We start from the raw sequence: 22,107 nt of genomic DNA, 5'->3' as shown, positions 1-22,107 counted from the left end.
GTGGACAAAGTCCATCAAGTCCTACGGAACGGTCAGCTCGCCGGACGGCCAGAGTGGCACATAGAGCCGCGAGCACTCCCTAAACGCCCTCTGAGGCCTGTGCCTGCACCTGGTCTGTACCCCGGCCGGGCTGTCCAATACCTGGGCACTGGCCGCCCCGGCATTGACGAACGCCAGGTGCTGATGACCTTCTGCCACCACGATCCCGCCCTGCTCGCCGGCTGGCCGGCCTGCTGATCATCGCCGACAAAGGCTACGTCTCCGCCGAACTGGACGCCTTTTGGCCGGACGCGGGGTACGGCTGCTGTGCCCGTCCTACCGCAACGGCCCCCACGCCCCGGCGAGCACCTGCTCGAGCCGATTCGCCAGCTCATCGAGTCCCTCAACGACACCCTCAAAGGCCAGCTCTACCTGGACGGCGTCCATACACCTACCGGCATCAGCGCCCGCATCGCCCAGCGCATCCTCGCCCTGACTGCCGCCGTCTGGCACAACCGCTACAGCGGCCAGCCCATCCACCCGCTCACGGACCGCCTACGACCACTAACCCGACGTAGGACTTACTCCGGTACACGGCCGGCACGTCACGCGCGTGCCGGGGAGCGCTCATACGAGCATGGCAGGACAGCATGGTCGCGTCGTGTCGCTGGATGGGCTAGCTAGCGCAGCAGTTCACCCACGGATGCACGATGAACAGCGGGAAGGACCTCGTCTCGAAGTGTCGCGACGAGCATCGGTTCATGGGCCACGACATGGTTCAGTGCCGCAGCCAGGACCTGGGCTGCCTGGTCATCTTCGAGGGCCGCCCGTAGCTCCACGATGAGGACAGCCTCCGCGTCCGCTGCGGATCCGCCACCTTGACTGAATCGGCGGATGGCGGTTGCAGCAGCCGTCACTTTGAGGAGCGCGTCCCCCGACAGGGGAGAGGTCTGAATCTCCTCCTCGAAATCAGCCCAGCCATCCGGGGGCGGGTCCGGCGTGTTCATGCTCGCCCGCGGGACAATCTTCGACAGCGCTAGTGCCTGCGGCAATGCATCGGCCTCCTTGGCCAAGGCGCTGAGTATGGTCAGGAAGTCCACCGCCATGGCCTGAGCGGTTGGCGTGCCGCCTAGGGCGTCCCGCACCCCTTCGGCAACCAGGTGGTGTTGCGTGTCGCCGGAGCCGGCGAACCGCACCAGGATGCGTGCGATCGCGAGGAAATCGAGAGAGGCCGGCCCGGGTCCCTGGAGAACGCGCAGCCCGCAGGTGATGAGGCGGTCGCGCCATTTGGGCCACGAGCGCGCCATCCCGTCGTCGATGAGATCCAAGGCCAGCCTCGGCCCGATGGGGACGATGGTGCCCAGCCGGGCTTCGGCTCCCTCGTCGATTGTTTCCACGAGTTCGACCACGGCCTGGTGCTGATGGTCTTGCGGAGTGGAGTACAACCGGCCGGCGGCGAAGATCCACGTGTTGCGCCAGTGTGGGCTGGCGGCTGCGGTGCGCAGGCGCTGTGTCACACGCTCCAGCGGGCCGGTGGTCAGGTGCATCGCGGCCATGAGTTCCTGCAGGGAGCGCACGTCGAAGCCGTAACCCTCATCGCCGCGGGGCGCGATGAGCACCAGGCGCCGGGTGGCCGCCGTGACGATCTTGACGCGGAGATCGGCGTCGGCGCCGGAGGGTTTGAAACCGGCTTCGTCCAGCACCTGCCAGGTGAGGTTTTCCAGCTCCTGATGGGTCAGCGCGGCGTTGGAGCGGTCGCCGGATTCGCTGCGGGCCTGGAGTTCGAACCCGATGCGTTCGTGCAACTGCTGGATCTGCAGCCCGTGCTCCTGCAGGATCCGGTTGAAGCTGGTCTGCTTGTCTCGCTCGCGTTTGAAGACGATCTCGTAGTAGGTCCAGAAAAGGCTGAAGCGGTCCGGCGCGAGGCTACCCGCCCCGCCGAGGATGATCGTCATGATCAGTACTTGCAGCGGTGTGCGCAGCAGGTTGCGCAGCCCCTCGTCGTCAGCGGCCTGACACAACTGTGTGACGATCTTCTCGACCCGGTCCTGGTCGTTGCCGAGCCGCACCGTCGTCACCAGCGTGCCGTAACGCACGGCCTCGTCGGGCTGGAGGTAGTCCAGGTCGATGCGCTCGAACTGGGTGGGGGCGATGTTCTCGGTGTAGCCGATCGGGCGGGTGGTGAGCACGACGAACAGGTCACAGTCGTCGCCTTCGGCGGCGGTCACCAGTTCGGTGACCCGCTCGATGAGCCGCTTGCGCACGGTCGGGTCGGTGACCTCGTCCAGCCCGTCCAGCACCAGGAACCAGGGCCAACGGCGCATCCACGCCGACATTGCGCTGGGCATGACGTTGCCCAAATCGGAACGCTTGGAGACCCGCTCGGCAATGTAGCGGATCAGGGTGGTGTCTTCCTCGGTCCCGTGCTCGTGGGCGTACTCAGCGAGGTCGACGCGCATGGCCCAGCGCCGGTGGCGGGGCAGCGCGGCGCCGAGCCGCGCCAGCGCCTGCTCCATTCCGGAGATCACGTCCTGGTGTTCCCCGCTGAGGTTGCTCGCTCCGGCGAGCATGGCCGCCCGGTAGGCCTGTACCAGGAACTTGGAGATGGTGGTCTTGCCGTTGCCTGGGGCGCCGGCCACGATGAGATGGCGTGGGCCCCGGCGCGTGGTGAGAGTGGGCCGCAGCATGTGCTCGCCGCGGTCGAGCACATGCCGGATCACGCTGCCGTGCTCGGCTCCGCCACCGACGGTGACGGGCAGGTCGATGGCAACCTCGTGGACGGGCAGGCCCTTGCCGTCGCTGCTGCCGGCTTCGTCGAAGTAGATGGCGCCTTCGCCGATCAAGGTGGTGCGGGCGTGGGCGCGCAGTCCCGGTTCAAGTTGGTCAAGTGGTAGGGAACCGGCGATCTCGGCCAGGTTGGCGAACACGTCGGTAGCGGTGAGGAAACCGGGAAACGCTTGCCGCACCCCCGGGTACAGATGCAGGAGGGCCTGGATCTGGTTGCCGTCCCACAGCCGCCACTTGCGCAACCGGGACAGGCGGGCGAGCTTGCCCTTGCGCTCGGCGCCGTCACCGATGTCGCGGCTGTCGTCGGCCAGGGCGTCGATGTAGCGCTGGATGTTGTCGTTCAGGGTGTCATGGCCGCCGGAGCCGGGGACCGGGGTCAGCGGCACGTTGGTGATGATCACGAGGTGATCGGGGACCGGATTTCTGCCCTTGGCGGGGTCGGCCCACGCGTCGAGTTCCTTGCGGACGTGCCCCCATAGCCAGGACGTATCGTCCTGAGGCCGCGCCGCCAGCTGGTCCTTGTGCTTGACCTGGAACACCGTGTACCCGTCCCAGACCTCACTGGACTGGCCCTCGGCCGGCTGCCAGACGAGCGGGCCTTTGAAGTACAGGTCACGGCCGCCGTCGCGGCCGGCACCCATCACCTGCACGCCCGCGCCGAACGTTTGCATGGCCAGCGCCGCCGCGAGATCTTGGAAACCGATGGGGCCCAGCTGCTCCAAGTTGTAGACCACCCCATGCCCTTTCTGCGATCTCGCGAAGCCCGCGTTGAGTTGTGCCGGCGAAGATCTAAAGTACCGCTGACGCCCCTGCGCTGTGGCGCCAAGCGGCCGGGCTGGTTCGGCCACAATGCGCGCGGCTCAGCTCGTCCGGGCATGACCACGTGACGTCGCCGCGAGCACGTGATCGTCACCGGCCAACCGGCCCAGAACGGGCCGGGCGCTCGAACGTGCGACCGATCACGGGTGACGGCCCGCTCGGCGCCCGCGCCTGGCCGCCGCGTCTGCATCGTGCCCCCTGCGTATAGGCCGCCTGCAGGCTGGTGCACCGGGTCAGCCGTCGCTGATGCGCCTGGTCAGCAGCTCTTCGAGCCACTGGCTGGGCAGGACCCGATGCATCCGCAGCGCGGCCTCGATCGTTGCGCCGGCCTGCTGGAGGTCCTGGCCGCGGGTCTGCGTGCGGATGGTCTGCCATGCCGTGATGAGCCGCTCGGCTACCTGACTCACCTGCTCGGGAGTCACCAGATACAGGCCCGCGCTGGCGACCTTGACCGCCGCGTGATGCATGCGCTGCTGATGGGTGACGTAGAGCGTGACGGAACCTGCGGGCACCGGCTGGCCGCTCTCGTGGGAGGCGTAGGTGAGATGGCTGGCGGCCTCCCGGACGTCACCGGCGGGGATCTCCTTGTCCGGGTCGGTGCCGGTCTTGGCCTCCCAGCCCAGCCACATCACCTGGTCGAACATCCAGACGCTGTCCGGCTCCGCCGCCGCGCTCGTACGCTTTAGCGCCTTAGTGGCACCCGCCAGCTGCCACAGCGCGTTCAGTGCCTGCTCGTAGGCGGGCGCTTCGCTCTGGGCAAGTCCGTCCTCGACGGTGCGCGTCAGCGTGGCGAACTGCCGGGCGTCCTCCCGCAGCGGGCTGGCCGCGATCTGAGCGATGGCCAAGCCGTCCAAGGTGTCGCTGGGGGTTTCGGTCCGCTGACCAGGCTGGGCGGCCAGCAGATGTTCGGCGTCGGTGCACAGCTCGGCCAGCCAGCGGGTGTCCGTGGCGGCGGCGCGAGCGTCGGCGAAGTGGCGGGTGCCGACCTGCAGCCACGACTGCCGGCGGGTGGGGTGCTGGCGGGCCGCGATCACCCCCCAGGACGCGGTCAGGTAGTGCCACAGCGCCTGGTAGCGGCGGATCTCCGCGCCGCCGCTGAGGGCGTCCAGTGCGGCACGCGCCTGTTCGATGGCGTGTTCCCAGTCGCCTTGCCAGACGGCCGCCACGGCGACCCCTCGGCGGCCAGTGGGCGCTCCAGCTCGATGTACTCATGCACCTTGGCCAGCGCGTCGTAGCTGATCCAGGTCATTCGCTGCTTGCTGCCCTTGGTCACCCCGTGCCCGGCCGCGAACGGGATCGGCACCACGGTCCGCTCGCGCGGCAACGGCGGCACCTCGTAGACCAGCAGGTGCGTGAACTCCTGACGGCGTAGCCCTGTGGCCAGCACCAGCTCGCCCATCGCGGCGTTGCGCCCGAGCTCCCGGCCCCGGTACCCGTCATCCGGCGTGCCGTCCGGCCGCAAGCCCGCCAGCGCCTTGACGAAGTCGTCGGTGAAATCGGGTTCCAGGTACTTGATGCTGGCATGCGGCTTGGGTTGGCGCACCTTGGCCAGGTTGTGCTCGTACTCGCGCGGCACGCCGTCCAGTAGTCGCAGGCCATGCTTGTAGGTGAACGGCACCGCCGCCGCGTGCCCCTCCTCCACCAGCCACCGATAGAACGACGACAACGCCCTCATGTGCAGGTTCCATGTGGAGGGGGCCAGCCGCTCTTGCAGCGGCCCCGCCAGCCGATGCCCGGCGTAAGAGCTGAGCGCGCCGCGCAGCTCGGCCCGCTCGCCGAACGGGTCGACCGCACAGGTGGCTAGGAACTCCAGCCACTGCCGTACGGCCTCGGCGTACACCCGCCACGTACGCGGCGCCGGGGCGCCGCTGACGGGCAGCTCCCGCAGCCACCGGTTCGCCAGGACCGTGGGCCGTACCCGGCCGTTCTCCTCCAGCACCAGGTCCTCGTCGATCAGGACCGGCATTCCTTCTCGGATCAGTGGCGCTCGTTCCAGACCCCAGCTCTCCCAACCCTCGGAAGAGAACGGGATTAACAACATTGATCGAAACTTCGTTCGGTGCACGTCTAACTGCATACGACTATAGCGATCTAGGAACAGACGTGAGTCAGGACCGGAACGGGAATCAGGACACGTCAACTAAGCAAAGACAATCCGCGCCGATGAAGTCGTTGATCACGGTCGCGAGCGCGGGCCCCTGGTCCTCCTGTACGAAGTGACCGGCGTTCCTGATCGTGGTGTGCGGCTGCCCCTGGGCGCCGGGAACGCGCTCTCGGAAGGACTGCTGCGCCCCGCCGAGGACGTGGTCGCGGTCGCTGAACGCGCACAGGAACGGGATGCGCAGCGTCTCCAGCACCGCCCACGCCCGGCGGTTCGGCTCGGCCGCCTCGTCGCCGGGCGTGATGGGGATGAGCAGCGGGAACCGCCGGGCACCCTGCAGGTAGGACTCGTCGGGGAACGGCGCGTCGTACGCGGCCAACACCTCCGGCGCGACCTCGGTCACCGTGCCCGTCTCGACGACCTGCCCCGGCCGGAACGGGTGGGCTCGCTGGCTGAACTGCAGCCACTGCGTGTAGAACGGGCCCATATCGCCCTGGTCGCCCGTGTGCAGGAGGGTGTTGGTGGCCACCACCCGGCGGAACCGCTCCGGGTGCTCGGCCAGCAGTCGCAGCCCCAGCAGGCCGCCCCAGTCGTGGCAGACCATGGTCACGTCCCGCAGGTCGAGCCGGTCGAACACGGTCTCGCGCAGCCAGTCGACGTGGCTCTGGTAGGTGTAGGCGAAGCGAGACGCGGGCTTGTCGGAGCGTCCGAAGCCGACGAGGTCGGGGGCGACGCACCGGTGCCCGGCCGCCACCAGCGGCGGGATGACGTGCCGCTACAGGTAGCTCCACGTCGGCTCGCCGTGCAGCAGCACGGTCTCGCCGGACGCCGCCCGGGCCGGGCGTTGGTCGAGGTAGTGCACCCGCAGCCCGGCGCCGACCTCCACGTAGTGCGGCTCGAACGGGTAGTCGGGCAGCCCGTCGAACCGCTCGTCCGGCGTGCGCAGCGCCTCCAGGCCCTGCTCGGCGCCGGCACGCACAATAGTCACGATCTCTCTCGCTCTCCTGGTCGCGCCCCCGCCCCCGTGGCGTGGGCGGTCGCATCCCGAGAGCCGTGCGGACGCCCGCAGTGTGACATCCGCACCGGACCGCCCGGTTACTCCTCCTCGGGCGCGCCCTCGGAGGGGCTTCCAGCGGCGGTCGCGGGCGGCTCGCCGGAGCCCAGCGCGCCGCCGACGGCGCCGATCGTGTGCGTGAGGCGAACACCGGAGCCGTCGCGACGGCCGACCTCGTCGGGCAGCGGGATCGGCTTGCCAGTGGCCGAGACCGCCTTCGCCGGAGCGGTTCCCGCCCAGGCCAGCAGCAGGACGTCCTCGCCCTTGAGGAAGCGCTGGGCGCGGACGCCGCCCGTGGCGCGGCCCTTGGCGGGGAACTCGGCGTAGTCGGAGACCTTGCCGCCGCCCACCTGGGTGCCCGGCAGCGCCGTCGCGGAGCCCGCCACCGTGACCACCGTCGCGGGACGGGTCGGGTCGACCACGCCGAACCAGATCACCTTGGCGTCGCCGTCGAGCCTGATACCCGCCATGCCGCCCGCCGGACGGCCCTGCGGGCGCACCAGCGAGGCGGGGTAGCGCAGGAGCTGCGCGTCGGAGGAGACGAAGACCAGATCGTGCTCCTCGGATTCGAGCTCGGCGGCCCCCACGACCGTGTCGCCGTCCTTGAGGGTGATGACCTCGAAGGTGTCGCGGTTGGCCGGATAGTCGGGGACGACCCGCTTGACCACGCCCTGCGCGGTGCCGAGCGCCAGGCCGGGGCTGTCGGGGTCGAGGGACCCCAGCCCGACCACCGTCTCGTCAGGGTTCAGCGAGACGAACTCGGAGACCGGATGGCCGCCCGACAGCGTCGGCGGATTGGCCGAGGGGGGCAGCGTCGGCAGGTCGACCACCGGGATGCGGATCAGCCTGCCCTCCGACGTCACCACGCCCACCTCGCCCCTGACGGACGTGCGGACGACCGAGACCAGCACGTCGTGGGCCGCGCGCTCGCCCTCGCCCGGCAGCGGCGTCGCGTCGGACGTGCGCGCCAGCAGCCCGGTGGACGACAGCAGCGCCAGGCACGGGTCGTCGGGCACCTCCAGGGTGACCGCCGCGGCGCGCGGCACGCCCGACGACTCCAGCAGCACCGTGCGGCGCGGCGTGCCGTACTTCTTGGCCACGTCGGCCAGCTCGGACGAGACCACCTGACGCAGGCGGGTGTCGGACGACAGGATGGCGGTCAGCTCGGCGATCTCGTCGCTCAGGATCTGCTTCTCGCGGTCGAGTTCGAGCTTGTCGAACCGGGTGAGGCGGCGCAGCGGGGTGTCGAGGATGTAGGCGGCCTGGATGTCAGTGAGGTCGAAGACCTCAATCAGCCTGGCCCGTGCCTGCGCCGAGTCGTCGGACGAGCGGATGACCTGGATGACCTCGTCGATGTTGAGCAGCGCGATGATCAGGCCGTCGACCAGGTGCAGGCGCTCCTCGCGCTTGCGGCGGCGGTACTCGGAGCGGCGGCGCACGACGTCCAGCCGGTGCTCGACGTAGACGCGCAGCATCTCGCGCAGGCCCAGCGTGCGCGGCTCGCCGTCGACCAGCGCGACGTTGTTGATGCCGAAGGTCTCCTCCATCGGCGTCAGCCGGTAGAGCTCCTCCAGCACTGCCTCGGGGATGAACCCGTTCTTGATCTCGATGACCAGGCGCAGGCCCTTGTGCCGGTCGGTGAGGTCTTTCAGGTCGCTGATGCCCTGGAGCTTCTTGCTGGTCACCAGCTCCTTGATCTTGGTGACCACCCGCTCGGGGCCCACGTTGTAGGGCAGCTCGGTGACCACGATGCCCTTGCGGCGTGGCGTGATCTGGTCGATCGTGCACGTGGCCCGCATGCGGAAGGTGCCGCGGCCGCTCTCGTAGGCGTCGCGGACGCCCTGGAGGCCGATGATCGAGCCGCCGGTCGGCAGGTCGGGGCCGGGCACGTAGCGCATCAGCTCGTCGAGCGTGGCCTCGGGCTTCTTGATCAGGTGGCGGGCGGCCGCGACGACCTCGACGAGGTTGTGCGGGGCCATGTTGGTGGCCATGCCGACCGCGATGCCGGAGGTGCCGTTGACCAGCAGGTTGGGGAACGCCGACGGCATGACCGTCGGCTCGGTCTCCTGGCCGTCGTAGTTGGGCTTGAAGTCGACGGTGTCCTCGTCGAGGGCGTCGACCATGAGCATCGCCGCCGGCGCCAGCCTGGCCTCGGTGTACCGCATGGCGGCGGGCAGGTCGTCGGGTGAGCCGAAGTTGCCGTGGCCGTCGACCAGGGGCAGGCGCATGGAGAACGGCTGCGCCTGCCGCACCAGGGCGTCGTAGATCGCGGTGTCGCCGTGTGGGTGGAGCTTGCCCATCACGTCACCGACGACGCGCGAGCACTTGACATGGCCCCGGTCGGGACGCAGACCCATCTCGCTCATCGAGTAGAGGATCCGCCGCTGCACGGGCTTGAGGCCGTCGCGGGCGTCGGGGAGGGCGCGCTGGTAGATCACCGAGTACGCGTACTCGAGATAGCTGTTGCGCATCTCGGAGGAGACGTCGATGTCGACGATGCGCTCCTCGAAATCCTCGGGCGGGGGTGCAGTGGGACGTCGGGCCATGTCGAACATTGTGCCGAAGAGAATCAGGTGCCCGCGACTCCAACGCGGGTACGCCGCCGCCTCTCTACTCTTGACCAAGCAATTGCTTGGGCGTTACGTTCCGGGGAGAGGCACACCGCTCTCCGGAGGCGTCATGATCGAGTTCCATCCCGTGACCAAGCACATCGGCGCCGAGGTCACCGGGGTCGACCTGCGCAAGCCGCTGTCCGAGGAAGAGGTCGCCACGCTGCGGGCGGGCTGGCTGAAGCACCTCGTGCTGTTCTTCCGCGACGCCGAGATCGACGACGAGCAGCACCTGCGGTTCGCGCTCAACTTCGGCACGCTGAACCACCCGGCCTTCAAGAAGGACGCCGACAGCCCCATCCACGTGCTCGACCAGACCGACCCCAAGGGCGAGGGCGGCGACGAGTGGCACAGCGACAACACCTTCGAGCCGACCCCGCCGATGGGGTCGCTGCTGCGCTGCGTCCAGCTGCCGAGCGTGGGCGGCGACACCTGCTGGGCCAACACCTACCTGGCCTACGAGACGCTCTCACCCTCGCTGCGGCGGCTGTGCGACGAGCTGACGGCCGTCCACGACATCACGGCGTCGATGAAGAAGGCCATCTCCAAGGGGCACCCGTTCGACCTGGCGGAGATCCAGGCCAAGTGGCCTCCGATCGAGCGGCCGGTGGTACGCGTCCACGCCGAGACCGGCAGGAAGGCGCTGTTCGTCAACCGGGCGTCCACCACCCGGCTGGTGGGTCTGACGGACCGGGAGAACGAGGCCCTGCTGCCGTTGCTCAACGATCACATCCGCTCGCCGGAGTTTCAGGTGAGGCTGAAGTGGCGTCCGGGGACGCTGGCCTTCTGGGACAACCGGCCCACCCAGCACTACGCGGTGGCCGACTACACCGAGCGCCGCCGCATGCACCGCGTCACCATCAACGCCTTCCCCGAGCACGCTGACGCGTAGGGGCTCTGACCGCCCTGGCCGAACGTCGGTGCCAAAACGTCGGGGAAACCTGGTAACAAGGAGCACATGACTGAAGCCCCCGATGTGGCGATGCTGCGCGACGAGGCCGAAAGCAGGCTGCGGGCGCTCGCCGGTGAGCACGCCAGGCTGCGCGACGACCAGTGGGCCGCGATCGAGGCGCTCGTCGTCGAGCGGCGCCGGGTGCTGGTGGTGCAGCGCACCGGGTGGGGCAAGTCGGCCGTCTACTTCGTCGCCACCGCGCTCCTGCGCGAGCTGGGCGAGGGGCCGACGGTCATCGTCTCGCCGCTGCTCGCGCTGATGCGCAACCAGATCGCCGCCGCAGAACGGGCCGGCATCAGGGCCGTCACCATCAACTCGGCCAACCCCGAGGCGTGGGAGGAGGTGTACGGGCAGGTCGCCGACGGCCTGGTCGACGTGCTGCTGGTCAGCCCCGAGCGGCTGAACAACCCCGACTTCCGCGACAATGTGCTGCCCGAGCTGGCCGAGAGCGCCGGGCTGGTCGTCGTCGACGAGGCCCACTGCATCTCCGACTGGGGGCATGACTTCCGCCCCGACTACCGCAGGCTGGCCCCGCTGTTCGAGGAGCTGCCGCCCGGCATCCCGGTCCTGGCCACCACCGCCACCGCCAACGCCCGCGTGACCCGCGACGTGGCCGAGCAGATGGGCCACGACACGCTGGTCCTGCGCGGGCCGCTGGAGCGCGAGAGCCTGCACCTCGGCGTCGTGCGGCTGCCCACGGCCGAGCAGCGGCTGGCCTGGCTGGCACAGACGCTGCACGAGCTGCCCGGCTCCGGCATCGTCTACACGCTCACCGTGGCCGCGGCGCACGAGATCGCCGGTTACCTGCGCGAGCAGGGGCACGAGGTGGCCGCCTACTCCGGCCAGAGCGACCAGGCCGAACGGCTGGAGGCCGAGGAGGCGCTGCTCAACAACAAGATCAAGGCGCTGGTCGCCACGAGCGCGCTCGGCATGGGCTTCGACAAGCCCGATCTCGGGTTCGTCGTGCACGTGGGCGCGCCGCAGTCGCCCGTCGCCTACTACCAGCAGGTGGGCCGGGCCGGGCGCGGGGTCGAGCGGGCCGAGGTGATCCTGCTGCCCGGCACCGAAGACCGCGACATCTGGGCCTACTTCGCCTCCCTGGCCTTCCCGCCCGAGCCCGTCGTCCGGGCCACGCTGGGGGCGCTGGAGGAGCGCGGCACCATGTCCACCCCGGCGCTGGAGACGGCCGTCGACCTGAGCCGCAGCCGCCTGGAGATGATGCTCAAGGTGCTCGACGTCGACGGCGCCGTCCGCCGGGTCAAGGGCGGCTGGGAGGCGACCGGCGAGCCCTGGGAGTACGACACCGAGAGGTACACGCGCATCGCCGCCGAGCGCCGCTCCGAGCAGGAGGCCATGCTGGGCTACCTGACGACGACCGAGTGCAGGGAGGAGTACCTGCGCAAGCGCCTCGACGACGACGCGGCCGGCCCGTGCGGGCGGTGCGACAACTGCACCGGGCGGCACCGCTCTCCCGAGATCGCCGCGCAGGCCGTCGAGACCGCCCGCGAACGGCTGAGCAGGCCCGGCGTCGAGATCGAGGCCCGCAGGCAGTGGCCGACCGGCCTGGCCGACCTGTCCGGGCGGATCAAGCCCGAACTCGGCGCCGAGCCCGGCCGGGCGCTGGGCCGGCTGACCGACATCGGCTGGGGCAACCGGCTGCGCGAGCTGTTCCACGCCCCCGACGGGCCGATGGCCGACGACATGTTCGCGGCCGTGGTCCAGGTGCTGTCGGCGTGGGGGTGGCGGGAGCGGCCGGTGGCCGTGGTCAGCGTGCCGTCCTCGTCCCGTCCGCTGCTGGTGCGCGGGTTCGCGGAGCGGCTCGCGCAGGTGGGGCGGCTCACCTATCTGGGCGAGCTGGGCTACCGGGCCGGGCCGCCCGGGCAGCAGTTCAACAGCGCCAAGCGGGTGCAGGCGGTCAGGGGAACGCTGGCCATGCCGAAGGAGCTGAGCGCCGCCGTCGCCGGGTGCGGCGGGCCCGTCCTGCTGATCGACGACCGCGTCGACAGCGGCTGGACGATGACGCTGGCCGCCGCCCTGGTCCGCCACGCGGGCGCCCCGGCCGTGCTGCCGCTGGCGCTGGCCGCCACGTCCTGACGGAGCCGGGGCTTCCTACGGGCGGTTCACTCCCATGGTGAGCAGCTCGTAACCGCCGTAGACGGGGCTGACGTGCAGGTTGGTGACGTCCTTGCCGCGCAGGAGCGGCCTGGTGTCCCAGAACAGCGGCACGAGCAGTCCGGCCTTGAGTGCCTCGCTCTCGACCAGGTCCCAGTCCGCGGCTCGCCGCGCCGGGTCCAGCTCGCGGGTGGCCTGGTCGACGACCTTGTCGATGGCGGGCAGGCGGACGCTCACGTTGATCGAGCTGCCCTTCTCCGTGATCTGCCTGCTGTCCACCAGCGCCGACAGGGACGACCACGCGTCCGGCCGGTCGGGCTCCCAGACCCGGGAGATCAGCCCTATCCCCTTTTCCTTGAGATACGTTGGGCTGCCACCATATTTCCTGTAGAAATCGGCTATAGACCGCTTTTCCAGGGTGACCGTGATGCCGACCTTGGCCAGCGTGGCCTGCACGGCCTTCGCCAGAGCCTCCTCGCCCGGCATGTCCCAGTAGATGTACCCGGTCGCGAAGCCGACGCCCTGCCCGCAGTCGGCGAGGTCCTTCTTGGCCGCGTCGACGTCGCCGCGCCGGTCGAGGCCCTGCGGCTGCCTACTGGTGATCACGGGCGACAGTAGCGTCGTGGCCACCTCGCCACTGCCGAACGCGTCGCGCGCCCGCACCCGGTCGAGGACGTCGACCACCGCCTGGCGGCACTTCTGGTTCGTGAACGGCCTTACCTGCGGGTTGATCGCCAGATAGTGCAGAGCGGTCGTCACGGCGACGTCCGTGCGGGGGGCGAGCTGCGGGGAGACATCCGGGGAGACGGCCGGGCTCACGTCCACGGCCCCGCTGGCGAGCTGGGCGTCGATCTCGCGTTGGTCGCGGCTGAAGCTCACCTCGAACCTGTCGGGCAGGGCCGTGCGGTTGGGGTCGAGGTCGGGGTTCCAGTACGGGTTGCGCACCAGCGTCAGCGCCGTGTCGCTGGCGCCGGCGAACTTGTACGGGCCGGAGGAGACCACCCGAGTGCGATAGTCGGCGCCCGCGTCCGTGCCCTCGGGAACGGGGATGGTCTCCGGTAACGCCGCTACCTGGTCGAACGTGGCGAACTGGCGGTTCAGGTGGAAGACGATCGTATGGTCGTCAGGCGTCTCGATCGCGCTCGAAGCGGGTCGGCGGAGCAGTCGGTCGAAGTGGGCGCTGCCGTAGGGGAGCACGGCGCCCGCGCTGCGCAGGATCGCGTGCCTCACGTCCTTCGCCGTGATCGGTGAGCCGTCATCGAAGCGCACACCCTCGCGCAAGCGATAGGTCCAGGTGCGCCCGCCGTCCGTCGTCTCGCCGAGCTTGGTGGCCAGGTCGGGGACGAGTTGCATCCCGGCCTCGCCCGGCGCCGGACGGTACATCGTCAGAGCCCGGCCGTAGAGCCTGACCAGGCTCCGCATCTCGTTGGAGTACATGCTGCCCGGATCGGTCGAGTCGGGCGTCAGGGACGTGGCCAACCGCACCACGCCGCCCTTCTTCCCTGACGGGTTCAGCACCGTCGTCAGCGCGGCGTTCCTGCCGGTTGGCTGGACCGACGGGGTCCCGCCGGTCGGCTGGGTCAGCGGTGGGTCCGGCTGCCTCGGCCACAGCCACGCCATCACCCCTACCACCAGCGCGGTGGCGACCGCGCCCGCCGAGGTCAGGATCGCCCGCCGCCGCACCCTACTGAGCGGGCCGCGAGCCGTCGTGGCGGCTGGGGCCTGGCGGGTGGACGCCGTAGGGGGCGGGGCAGGACGGGACGCCGCCCGGCCGGCGTCCTGGCCGGGAGCCGCCATCGGGGGCGGGGCCGTGATCAGGGCCTGTAACAGCTGCTCGGCCGTCGGGCGGGCGAACGGGTCCTTGGCCAGCGCCGACCGCAGCACCGGCAGCAGCGACTCCGGCACCCCCGACAGGTCCGGCTCCAGGGCGAGGATCCGGTGCATGACCGCGGGCAGCGTCCCGACGCCGAACGCGGCCCGCCCGGTCGCGGCGTACACCATCGTCCCGGCCCAGGCGAAGACGTCGCTCGCCGGAAGCGGATTGCCGTGGAACTGCTCCGGGGCCATGTAGGCGGGCGTGCCCACCACGCTCGTGGTGAGGCTCTGGCTGAGGTCGAGCGCCCGCGCGATACCGAAGTCGATCACACGCGCGCCGTCGGAGCCGAGCAGCACGTTGCTCGGCTTGAAGTCGCGGTGCATCACCCCGGCCCGGTGGATCGCGGCCAGCGCCGTCGCCGTCGTGACCGCCAGCCGGATGAGCGCCGACCCGGTGATCGGGCCCTGCGCGCTCACCTGCTGCTGGAGCGACGGGCCCTCGACGTACTCGCTCACGATGTACGGACGTCCGTCGAGCGCCCCTACCTCGAGCACCCGGGCCGTGCAGAACTCGGCCACCCGGCGCGCCGCCTCAGCCTCCCGCTCGAAGCGCCGGACCGCCTGCCAGTCGTCGGCGAACCTGGCGTGCAGCATCTTGATCGCCACTCGCTCGCCACCCGCGCCGACGCCCAGGTAGACACCGCCCTGGCCGCCCTCACCGATGAAGTGGGTGACCTCGAAGGAGCCGACCTTCCCGGGGTCGCCCGGCCGCAGCGCGCGCACTAGAGCCGCGGACGAGCACCCAGGTGACTGATCGCCTTGGCCGCCAGGTGGCAGCCGCTCGCCAGCGCCTCGGCCGGTGGCTTGCCGTCGAGCCAGGTGGGCAGGAACCCGGCGCAGAACGCGTCGCCCGCGCCGGTGCCGTCGATGATCCGGTCGACCGGGTCGGCCGCCACCTGGACCGGGTCGGGACGCCCGTTGCCGTACCAGAGCGCGCCGTCGACGTTCATCTTGATCACGACCTGCGGGAACCAGGCCGTGAGCACCTTCGCCGCGGCCTCCGGGTCGTCGCGGCCGGTCAGCACGCGCGCCTGCTCGGCGTTGGCGAACAGCAGCTTCACGCCGTTCGTCCACTCCAGGAACGGCTCAGCGCCCGTGCGGTCGAGCGGCGCGGACGACGCGCAGTCGACCGAGATGGACATCCCGGAACGCCGGGCCATGTCGAGCGCCGCCAGGCCGGCGTCGCGCGAGCCCTCGTTGATCAGCGTGTAACCCGACAGGTGCAGGTGGCCGCCGCCGTTGAACAGGTCGCGCGGCAGATCTTCGGGCGACAGCGCGGCGTTGGCCCCCGGGTCGGAGAGCATGGTGCGCTCGCCCTTGTGCGTGACCAGCACCACGCAGGTGCCCGTCGGCCGTTCGGGGTCCATGACGAGCCGGGCGTCGACGCCGTAGCCCATCAGCTCCATGTCGCGGTTACGACCGGTGATGTCGGCGCCTCTGCGCCCGATGAAGGCCACCTCGGCCCCCTCGACGGCCAGCCACGAGGCGATGTTCGCCCCCGAGCCGCCACCGTGCATCGTCACGATCGCCGGGGTGTCGCTCGCCCTGGCGAGCGCATAACGGGCGCGCGCGACCGCGTCGGTCATGAGATCGCCCACCACGACGACCCGCGTCATGATGCCACCACCTTGCCTACAGAACGAGCCTGGCCAACGGCAAAACTAACAGCTTCCGGCCTGCCCGTGGGGCCGACCACGGACACAGGCGCACAGTCGATGCACAAGCGTTGCCCAACGGGCCCCAAGAGCCGTGGCACAGGGGAATCGGGCTACGCTCGGGACTGTGGAGGCTCACTACCCGGCCCACTGGGAGGCGGACGTCGTCCTGGCCGACGGCGGCACCGCGCACGTGCGCCCGATCAGGCCCGCCGACGCCGACCGGCTGCGCGCCTTCTACTCCCGCCTCTCCCCTGAGACGATCTACTTCCGGTTCTTCGGGCCGCACCCCAGGCTGTCCGACCGGGAGGTCGAGCGGTTCACCAACGTCGACTACGTCAACAGGGTCGCGCTGATCGCCACCATCGGCGCCGAGATGGTCGCCGTCATCCGCTACGACCGCGTCGAGCCGGGCGAGGCCGAGGTGGCCTTCCTCGTCGAGGACGCGCACCAGGGCAGGGGAGTGGCCTCGGTGCTGCTCGAACATCTCGCCGCCACCGCCCGTGAGCACGGCATCGCCAGGTTCGTCGCCGACGTGCTGCCCGCCAACATGAAGATGATGGGCGTGCTGCGCCAGGCCGGATACACGGCCGAGAGCAGCTTCGCCGACGGCGTCGTCCGCATGACGCTCGACCTCACCCCGACCGTCACCTCCGCCGAGGTCACCACCTCACGCGAGCACGCCGCCGAGGCCAGGTCGATCGCCAGGCTCCTCACCCCCGGCTCCGTCGCCGTCGTCGGCGCCTCCCGCGAGCCCGGCGGCGTCGGCCAGACCGTGCTGCGCAACCTGCTCGCCGCCGACTTCACCGGGCCCGTCTACCCGGTGCACCGCGAGGTGCGCGCCGTGGCAGGGGTGCGGGCCTACCCGAGCGTGACCGCGATCGACGGCGACGTGGACCTCGCCGTGGTGGCCGTGCCCGCCGAGAGCGTGATCGACGTGGTCGAGGAGTGCGCCGAGAAGGGGGTGCACGGGCTGGTGGTGGTCTCGTCCGGGTTCGGCGAGACCGGGCCTGAAGGCCGCGCCAGGCAGGACGCGCTGGCCCGCATCTCCCACGCGTACGGGCTGCGCGTCGTCGGCCCCAACTGCCTGGGCATCGCCAACACCGACCCCGCCGTCAAGCTGAACGCCACCCTCGCCGCCACCGTCCCCGGCCGTGGGCGGGTCGGCTTCTTCAGCCAGTCGGGCGCGCTCGGCACCGCGCTGCTCCAGCGGGTGGCGCAGCGCGGCATGGGCATCTCGTCCTTCGTCTCCGCGGGCAACCGGGCGGACGTCTCGGGCAACGACCTGCTGCAGTACTGGGAGGAGGACCCCTCGACCGAGGTGATCCTGCTCTACCTCGAATCGCTCGGCAACCCGCGCAAGTTCACCCGCCTGGCCAGGCGCATCGCGAGCGTCAAGCCGATCGTGGTGGTCAAGTCCGGCGGCAGCCCGGCCGGGCACTCGGCCGAGGCGCTCAGGCTGTCCGACTCGGCGATCAGCTCGCTGTTCTCCCAGGCCGGGCTGATCCGGGTCGACGACCTCATACAGCTCTTCGACGTGGGGCAGCTCCTGGCGTACCAGCCGCTGCCGTCGGGGCCGCGGGTCGGGCTGGTCACCAACTCCGACGCGCTCGGGCTGCTCGCGGTCGACGCCTGCGTGGCCGCCGGGCTGGAGCCCCGTCCGCCGGTGAACCTGGGGGCCGCCGCGGGGGCCGCCGAGTTCGGCGCGGCGCTGGACGACGTGCTCGCCTCTCCCGACGTCGACGCGGCCGTCGTGATCTACATGCCGCCGATCCCCGGTACGGCCGAGGCGGTCGCCGCCGAACTGCTCCGCGTCTCCGGCGCCGCCTCCGGGAAGCGGGCCACGGGGGGCGGTGTATCGGGGGGTGCCGGCAAGCCCGTGCTCGCGACCTTCGAAGGCTACCTCGGCATGCACCCCTGCCTCAGGACCGGCGACGGCGCGACGCCCGGGCCCGGCTCCATCCCGTCCTATGCCGCGCCGGAGGAGGCGGTGCGGGCGCTCGCCCACGTGGTGCGGTACGCGACCTGGCGTGCCCATCCGGCCGTCCCGCCGCCGGAGCTGGACGGCGTCGACACCGACCGCGCCCGCGCCCTGGCCATCCGCGCCCTGACCTCGCCCCCGGAACCCCTTCAGGAGGAGCCCGCCGGCTCGCGCGAGCCGGGGTTCGGCCCTGCGTTCGCTGGTCTCTCCGGCCTCTCGGCCGGGCCTGCGGATCTTCCCGGGCCTTCCTCCGCGTCCGGTGCGCGCGCCGCGCGGGGCCCCGCGTCCGGGCTGTTCGCCGCGCCGGGGCCACCTGTGGAGATCGACGCGGCCGAGCTGCTGTCCTGCTACGGGCTCGCCGTCTGGCCCGCCGAGGTCGTTCGGTCGCCCGACGAGGCGGTGGCCGCCGCCGAGCGGCTCGGCTGGCCGGTGGTGCTCAAGGTGGCCGACCCGGAGGCCGCGCGCCGTGCGGGAACCGTCCGGCTCGGCCTCGGGGGGCCGGAGAGCGTGCGTCACGCGTACGCCGAGTTCGCCGAGCAGCTCGGCGCGGACGTGGAGCTGGCCGTCCAGCGGATGGCGCCGCAGCCCGCCGTGCCGACCGTGGTGGGAGTCGTCGAGGACCCGGCGTTCGGGCCCGTGGTGTCGTTCGGGCTGGGCGAGGTGACCGCGCGGCTCCTGCTCGACCAGGGCTTCCGGCTGGCCCCGCTGACCGCCGAGGACGCCTCCGGGCTGGTGCGGTCAGTCCGCGCCGCGCCGCTGCTGTTCGGCCAGTACGGCTACCCGCCCGTGGCGGTCGACGCGCTGGAGGACCTCCTGGTGAGAGTCGGCCGCCTGGCGCACGACCTGCCCGAGCTGGCGCGCCTCGACCTCGACCCGGTGCTGGTGGGGGAGTCGGGCGTCATCGTGCTCGGCGCCAGGGCCACCCTCCGCACCCCACCGGGCCCGCGCCTCGACGGCGGCCCGCGGAGGTTGGCATGAGGCCGGCTCTTTCCCACGCTGAGCGCTCATTAAAACCTTAAAGATAGCATTTATCGTAATAACCATTTAAATAAATGTTATATAGCGATATGTCCACGAGGTGAGCGCACAGCGTAGCCCTGGCAGGATGGACCCATGAGGGAAACCCGAGTCTCCGCCGCGGGTCTGCGTGAGGCGATAGAGCGCAGCGGCTACTACCCCGACCTCGTCACCGATGCGGTCGAATCCGCGCTGGGCAAGGAGGCCGTTACCGCCTTCGTGGTCCACCACGAGGCCACCTTCGATCCCGCGATGGAGGTACGCAGGCACGTCACCGTCCTGGTGCTGTCGGCGACGAGGCTGCTGGTCTGCCACACCGACGAGCACCCGGCCGTGGAGGGCGTCTCCACTTCCCACGCCTCGACCACCACGGAGGCGGTCCGCCTGAGCCGCGTCCAGTCGGTGGCGGTCACCCGCGTGGTCCCCGACCCCGCGTCCTACGTCCCCGGAGTGCCGCCGACCGAGGTGACGCTCACCATCGGCTGGGGCGCCATCTCCCACGTGGATCTCGAACCCGCCACCTGCGGCGACGAGAACTGCGAGGCCGACCACGGCTACACGGGCGCGATCACCGCCGACGACCTCTCCCTCCGGGTCAGCGAGGCGGCCGACGGCCCGGAAGCGGTCACGCACGTCCTCGCCTTCGCCAAGGCCCTCTCGGAGGCCACCGCCAGGGCGGCCGCCTGACGCGCCCGCGGTTCACCGGCCGCCGCCCACACGGGCGGGGTCACTAGGATCGGGGCATGGCCGACAACCCGCCGCTGGTGCCGTGGTACGGCTCCGCGTCGCTGGCGGATCTGACGCCGTCCCTGCTGGCCGCCCTGGGCGTGGGCGGGCAGAACGTGCTGCGGCTGGAGCCCGCCGAGCGGGTCTGCCTGTTCCTGGTCGACGGGCTCGGCGCCGAGCTGCTGAGGGCGCACCCCGACCGGGCGCCCTTCCTCACGGCCGCCACGGGCCGGACCCTCACCGCCGGATTCCCCGCCACCACCGTCACCAGCCTGTGCTCGCTCGGCACCGGCGTCCCGCCGGGCGAGCACGGCATGGTCGGGCTGACGCTGGCCGTCCCCGGCACCCGCCACGTGTTCAACTGCCTGCGCTGGACCCTGCCCGACGGCCTGGTCATGGACCCGCTCCAGTGGCAGCCCGCCACCACCGTCTACCAGCGCGCCACGGCCGCCGGGATCTCCTCCTCGTACGTGGCCCCCGCCGAGTTCGAGGGCACCGGCCTGACCGAGGCCGTCTACCGGGGCGTCCGCTACCTGCCGGCCGACAGCGTCGACGAGCGCGTCGAGCGGGCACGGGCGGCCCTGGCCGAGCCCAGGGCGCACGTCACCGTGTACTACGGCGATCTCGACGCGGCCGGCCACATGACCGGGTGGGGCAGCGAGGAGTGGCTGCGCCAGCTCGAGATCGTCGACTCGATGGCCGAGCGGCTGGCCGCGGCGCTGCCTCCCGGCTCGGCGCTGTACGTCACCGCCGACCACGGCATGGTCAACGTGACCGAGAAGATCGACGCCGAGAGCGTCCCCGAGCTGGCCGCCGGCGTGGCGATGCTGGGCGGGGAGGCCAGGGCCAGGCACGTGTACGCCGAGCCCGGCGCGGCCGGCGACGTGCTCGACGCGTGGCGCGAGATGTTCGCGGGCCGCGCGTGGGTGGTGCCGCGGCAGGAGGCGGTCGAGGCCGGCTGGTTCGGGCCGCGGGTCAGCGCCGGCTGGCTGGGGCGCATCGGCGACGTCGTCGCCGTGCCGTACGCCGACCTGGCCATCACCGCTCCGTCCCGGCACCCGATCGAGGCCCTGTTCACCGGCTACCACGGTTCGATGACCGGGGCCGAGCAGCACGTCCCACTCCTGGAGGTAAGCAGCCGATGAGCCCGTTGATCACTTCCGCCGAACTCGCCGAACTCGCCGCGCTCGACGGCGCGAGCGTGCTCGACGTGCGCTTCCGGCTCGGCGGGCCGCCCGGGATCGGGCTGTACGACGAGGGGCACATCCCGGGAGCCGTCTACTGCGACGTCGACACCGACCTCGCCGCCCCTCCCGGCCGGCTGGGGCGCCATCCGCTCCCCTCGGCCGAGGACTTCCAGCGGGCGATGCGGCGGCTCGGCGTGTCCGGCAACCGTCCGGTCGTGGTGTACGACGACGCGGGCGGCATGAGCGCCGCTCGCGCCTGGTGGGCGCTGCGGTACTTCGGCCACCAGGACGTCCGGGTGCTCGACGGCGGGCTCGCCGCCTGGGCGGGGCCGTTGTCCAAGGAGCGTCCGCAGGTGGCCGAGGGGGATTTCACCGCCGTGCCCGGCGGCATGCCGTTGCTCGACGCCGACGAGGCCGCCGCGCTGGCCACCAGAGGCGTGCTGCTCGACGCCAGGGCAGCCGAGCGGTACCGGGGCGAGGTGGAGCCCGTCGACCCGGTCGCCGGGCACGTGCCGGGTGCGGTCAGCGCCCCGACCACCGAGAACGTCAGCGCCGACGGCACGTTCCTGGCCGCGGCCGAGCTGCGGCGGCGCTTCGCGGCGCTGGGCGTCACTGACGGGGTGGAGGCGGGCGCGTACTGTGGCTCGGGCGTGACGGCCGCGCACGAGGTGCTGGCGCTGGAGATCGCGGGGCTGCCCGCCGCCCTCTACGTCGGCTCGTGGTCCAACTGGGTCGCCGACCCGGCCCGCCCGGTCGCCACCGGCTGATCGCCCGCACCGAAGCAGGCGAAGCACCACACCCCGGACGCGGCCGAGGCCGCCGCCAGCGCCGAGGCGGGCGCCCGCCCGGCCGCCACGAGCTCGTGGAACATGGTCATCACGGCCAGCGCCTCCTCGTCGCCCACCGGCAGCAGCCCGGCGACGACGCACGACGCGCCCCTGGCCAGGAACGTGCCCGCCAGGCCGAGGGGCGTGCCCTCGGCGGGCGTCCGGGCCATGCCGGAGTCGCACGCCGACAGCACCACCAGCCCGGCCGCCCGCGACAGCCCCAGCAGGTCGTAGGCCATGAGCCGGCCGTCGTCGAGCGTGATGCCCGACAGCAGCGGGCTGCGCGCGTGGAAGACGCCGTGCGCGGCCAGGTGCAGCACGTCGGCCGTGGCCAGCGCCGCCAGCACGGAGTCAGTCCGCGCCGGGATCTCCCGCGCGCCCGGGTGACGGCCGAGCACCCGCGCGACCTCCGCGTGCGCGTGCGCG

At 71.4% G+C, this 22,107-nt stretch carries 15 protein-coding genes; 6 read left to right on the top strand and 9 right to left on the bottom strand.

Annotated elements, in window-relative coordinates:
• Positions 1-659: 659 nt before the first annotated feature.
• From ABZ297_RS38595 to ABZ297_RS38570, 6 genes are all read right to left on the bottom strand, one after another.
• The gene (locus ABZ297_RS38595) at positions 660-3,500 is read right to left on the bottom strand and encodes a hypothetical protein (RefSeq protein WP_355356845.1); all 2,841 of its coding nucleotides are present in this window, start codon (positions 3,498-3,500) and stop codon (positions 660-662) included.
• Between the two features lie 318 nt (positions 3,501-3,818).
• Entirely contained in the window at positions 3,819-4,751 is a 933-nt protein-coding gene (locus tag ABZ297_RS38590; protein ID WP_355356843.1) for a hypothetical protein, read from the bottom strand.
• The gene (locus ABZ297_RS38585; protein ID WP_355356841.1) at positions 4,634-5,551 is read right to left on the bottom strand and encodes a site-specific integrase; all 918 of its coding nucleotides are present in this window, start codon (positions 5,549-5,551) and stop codon (positions 4,634-4,636) included. The genes ABZ297_RS38590 and ABZ297_RS38585 overlap by 118 nt, the downstream gene beginning before the upstream one ends.
• Before the next feature lie 160 nt (positions 5,552-5,711).
• Entirely contained in the window at positions 5,712-6,452 is a 741-nt protein-coding gene (locus tag ABZ297_RS38580; protein ID WP_355356847.1) for a haloalkane dehalogenase, read from the bottom strand.
• A 9-nt stretch (positions 6,453-6,461) separates the two neighbouring features.
• Entirely contained in the window at positions 6,462-6,674 is a 213-nt protein-coding gene (locus ABZ297_RS38575; RefSeq protein ID WP_355356840.1) for a hypothetical protein, read from the bottom strand.
• A 107-nt stretch (positions 6,675-6,781) separates the two neighbouring features.
• Positions 6,782-9,286, bottom strand: coding sequence for a DNA topoisomerase IV subunit A (locus ABZ297_RS38570; RefSeq protein WP_355356839.1), 2,505 nt, complete (start codon positions 9,284-9,286; stop codon positions 6,782-6,784).
• A gap of 133 nt (positions 9,287-9,419) precedes the next feature.
• Here ABZ297_RS38570 and ABZ297_RS38565 point away from each other — a divergent pair, with 133 nt between their 5' ends.
• Both ABZ297_RS38565 and ABZ297_RS38560 read left to right on the top strand, forming a co-directional pair.
• Positions 9,420-10,241: a TauD/TfdA family dioxygenase gene (locus ABZ297_RS38565; RefSeq protein WP_355356837.1), complete on the top strand. Its 822-nt coding sequence runs from the start codon at positions 9,420-9,422 to the stop codon at positions 10,239-10,241.
• 66 nt (positions 10,242-10,307) lie between these two features.
• Positions 10,308-12,395 (top strand): RecQ family ATP-dependent DNA helicase, encoded by a 2,088-nt coding sequence (locus ABZ297_RS38560; RefSeq protein ID WP_355356835.1) that lies wholly within the window; start codon positions 10,308-10,310, stop codon positions 12,393-12,395.
• Positions 12,396-12,410: 15 nt separating this feature from the next.
• On the opposite strand, the gene ABZ297_RS38555 is transcribed toward ABZ297_RS38560, so the two are convergent.
• Together ABZ297_RS38555 and ABZ297_RS38550 are read right to left on the bottom strand one after the other, a co-directional pair.
• Positions 12,411-15,011, bottom strand: a complete 2,601-nt coding sequence (locus tag ABZ297_RS38555; protein WP_355356833.1) for an ABC transporter substrate-binding protein — start codon at positions 15,009-15,011, stop codon at positions 12,411-12,413.
• The gene (locus ABZ297_RS38550; protein ID WP_355356831.1) at positions 15,011-15,904 is read right to left on the bottom strand and encodes a sugar kinase; all 894 of its coding nucleotides are present in this window, start codon (positions 15,902-15,904) and stop codon (positions 15,011-15,013) included. The genes ABZ297_RS38555 and ABZ297_RS38550 overlap by 1 nt, the downstream gene beginning before the upstream one ends.
• 166 nt (positions 15,905-16,070) lie before the next feature.
• On the opposite strand from ABZ297_RS38550, the gene ABZ297_RS38545 reads away from it, so the two are divergent.
• From ABZ297_RS38545 to ABZ297_RS38530, 4 genes are all read left to right on the top strand, one after another.
• Positions 16,071-18,902, top strand: coding sequence for a bifunctional GNAT family N-acetyltransferase/acetate--CoA ligase family protein (locus ABZ297_RS38545; protein WP_355356829.1), 2,832 nt, complete (start codon positions 16,071-16,073; stop codon positions 18,900-18,902).
• Between the two features lie 135 nt (positions 18,903-19,037).
• Positions 19,038-19,628 (top strand): DUF5998 family protein, encoded by a 591-nt coding sequence (locus tag ABZ297_RS38540; protein WP_350807166.1) that lies wholly within the window; start codon positions 19,038-19,040, stop codon positions 19,626-19,628.
• 56 nt (positions 19,629-19,684) lie between these two features.
• A complete protein-coding gene (locus tag ABZ297_RS38535; protein ID WP_355356827.1) occupies positions 19,685-20,812 on the top strand; it encodes a nucleotide pyrophosphatase/phosphodiesterase family protein in 1,128 nt (375 codons plus the stop codon).
• Positions 20,809-21,621 carry a sulfurtransferase gene (locus ABZ297_RS38530; protein WP_355356825.1) on the top strand — a complete coding sequence of 271 codons (813 nt, stop codon included), beginning with the start codon at positions 20,809-20,811 and terminating at the stop codon, positions 21,619-21,621. The genes ABZ297_RS38535 and ABZ297_RS38530 overlap by 4 nt, the downstream gene beginning before the upstream one ends.
• Here the strand turns inward: ABZ297_RS38530 and ABZ297_RS38525 are convergent.
• Positions 21,561-22,107, bottom strand: a 547-nt coding sequence (locus ABZ297_RS38525) for a CHAT domain-containing protein (protein WP_355356823.1), incomplete at its 5' end; no start/stop codon positions are given. The genes ABZ297_RS38530 and ABZ297_RS38525 overlap by 61 nt on opposite strands.

Source organism: Nonomuraea sp. NPDC005983, assembly GCF_040614375.1.
Lineage (GTDB): Bacteria > Actinomycetota > Actinomycetes > Streptosporangiales > Streptosporangiaceae > Nonomuraea.
The sequence above is the reverse complement of the archived record's forward strand: the minus strand, read 5'-3'. Positions and strand labels throughout refer to the sequence as shown.

Bases quoted from the DNA above. Each gene is read 5' to 3' on its own strand.
- ABZ297_RS38585 (WP_355356841.1), bottom strand. From the start codon at position 5,551: ATGCCGGTCCTGATCGACGAGGACCTGGTGCTGGAGGAGAACGGCCGG.
- ABZ297_RS38570 (WP_355356839.1), bottom strand. From the start codon at position 9,286: ATGGCCCGACGTCCCACTGCACCCCCGCCCGAGGATTTCGAGGAGCGC.
- ABZ297_RS38565 (WP_355356837.1), top strand. From the start codon at position 9,420: ATGATCGAGTTCCATCCCGTGACCAAGCACATCGGCGCCGAGGTCACC.
- ABZ297_RS38560 (WP_355356835.1), top strand. From the start codon at position 10,308: ATGACTGAAGCCCCCGATGTGGCGATGCTGCGCGACGAGGCCGAAAGC.
- ABZ297_RS38550 (WP_355356831.1), bottom strand. From the start codon at position 15,904: ATGACGCGGGTCGTCGTGGTGGGCGATCTCATGACCGACGCGGTCGCG.
- ABZ297_RS38540 (WP_350807166.1), top strand. From the start codon at position 19,038: ATGAGGGAAACCCGAGTCTCCGCCGCGGGTCTGCGTGAGGCGATAGAG.
- ABZ297_RS38535 (WP_355356827.1), top strand. From the start codon at position 19,685: ATGGCCGACAACCCGCCGCTGGTGCCGTGGTACGGCTCCGCGTCGCTG.
- ABZ297_RS38530 (WP_355356825.1), top strand. From the start codon at position 20,809: ATGAGCCCGTTGATCACTTCCGCCGAACTCGCCGAACTCGCCGCGCTC.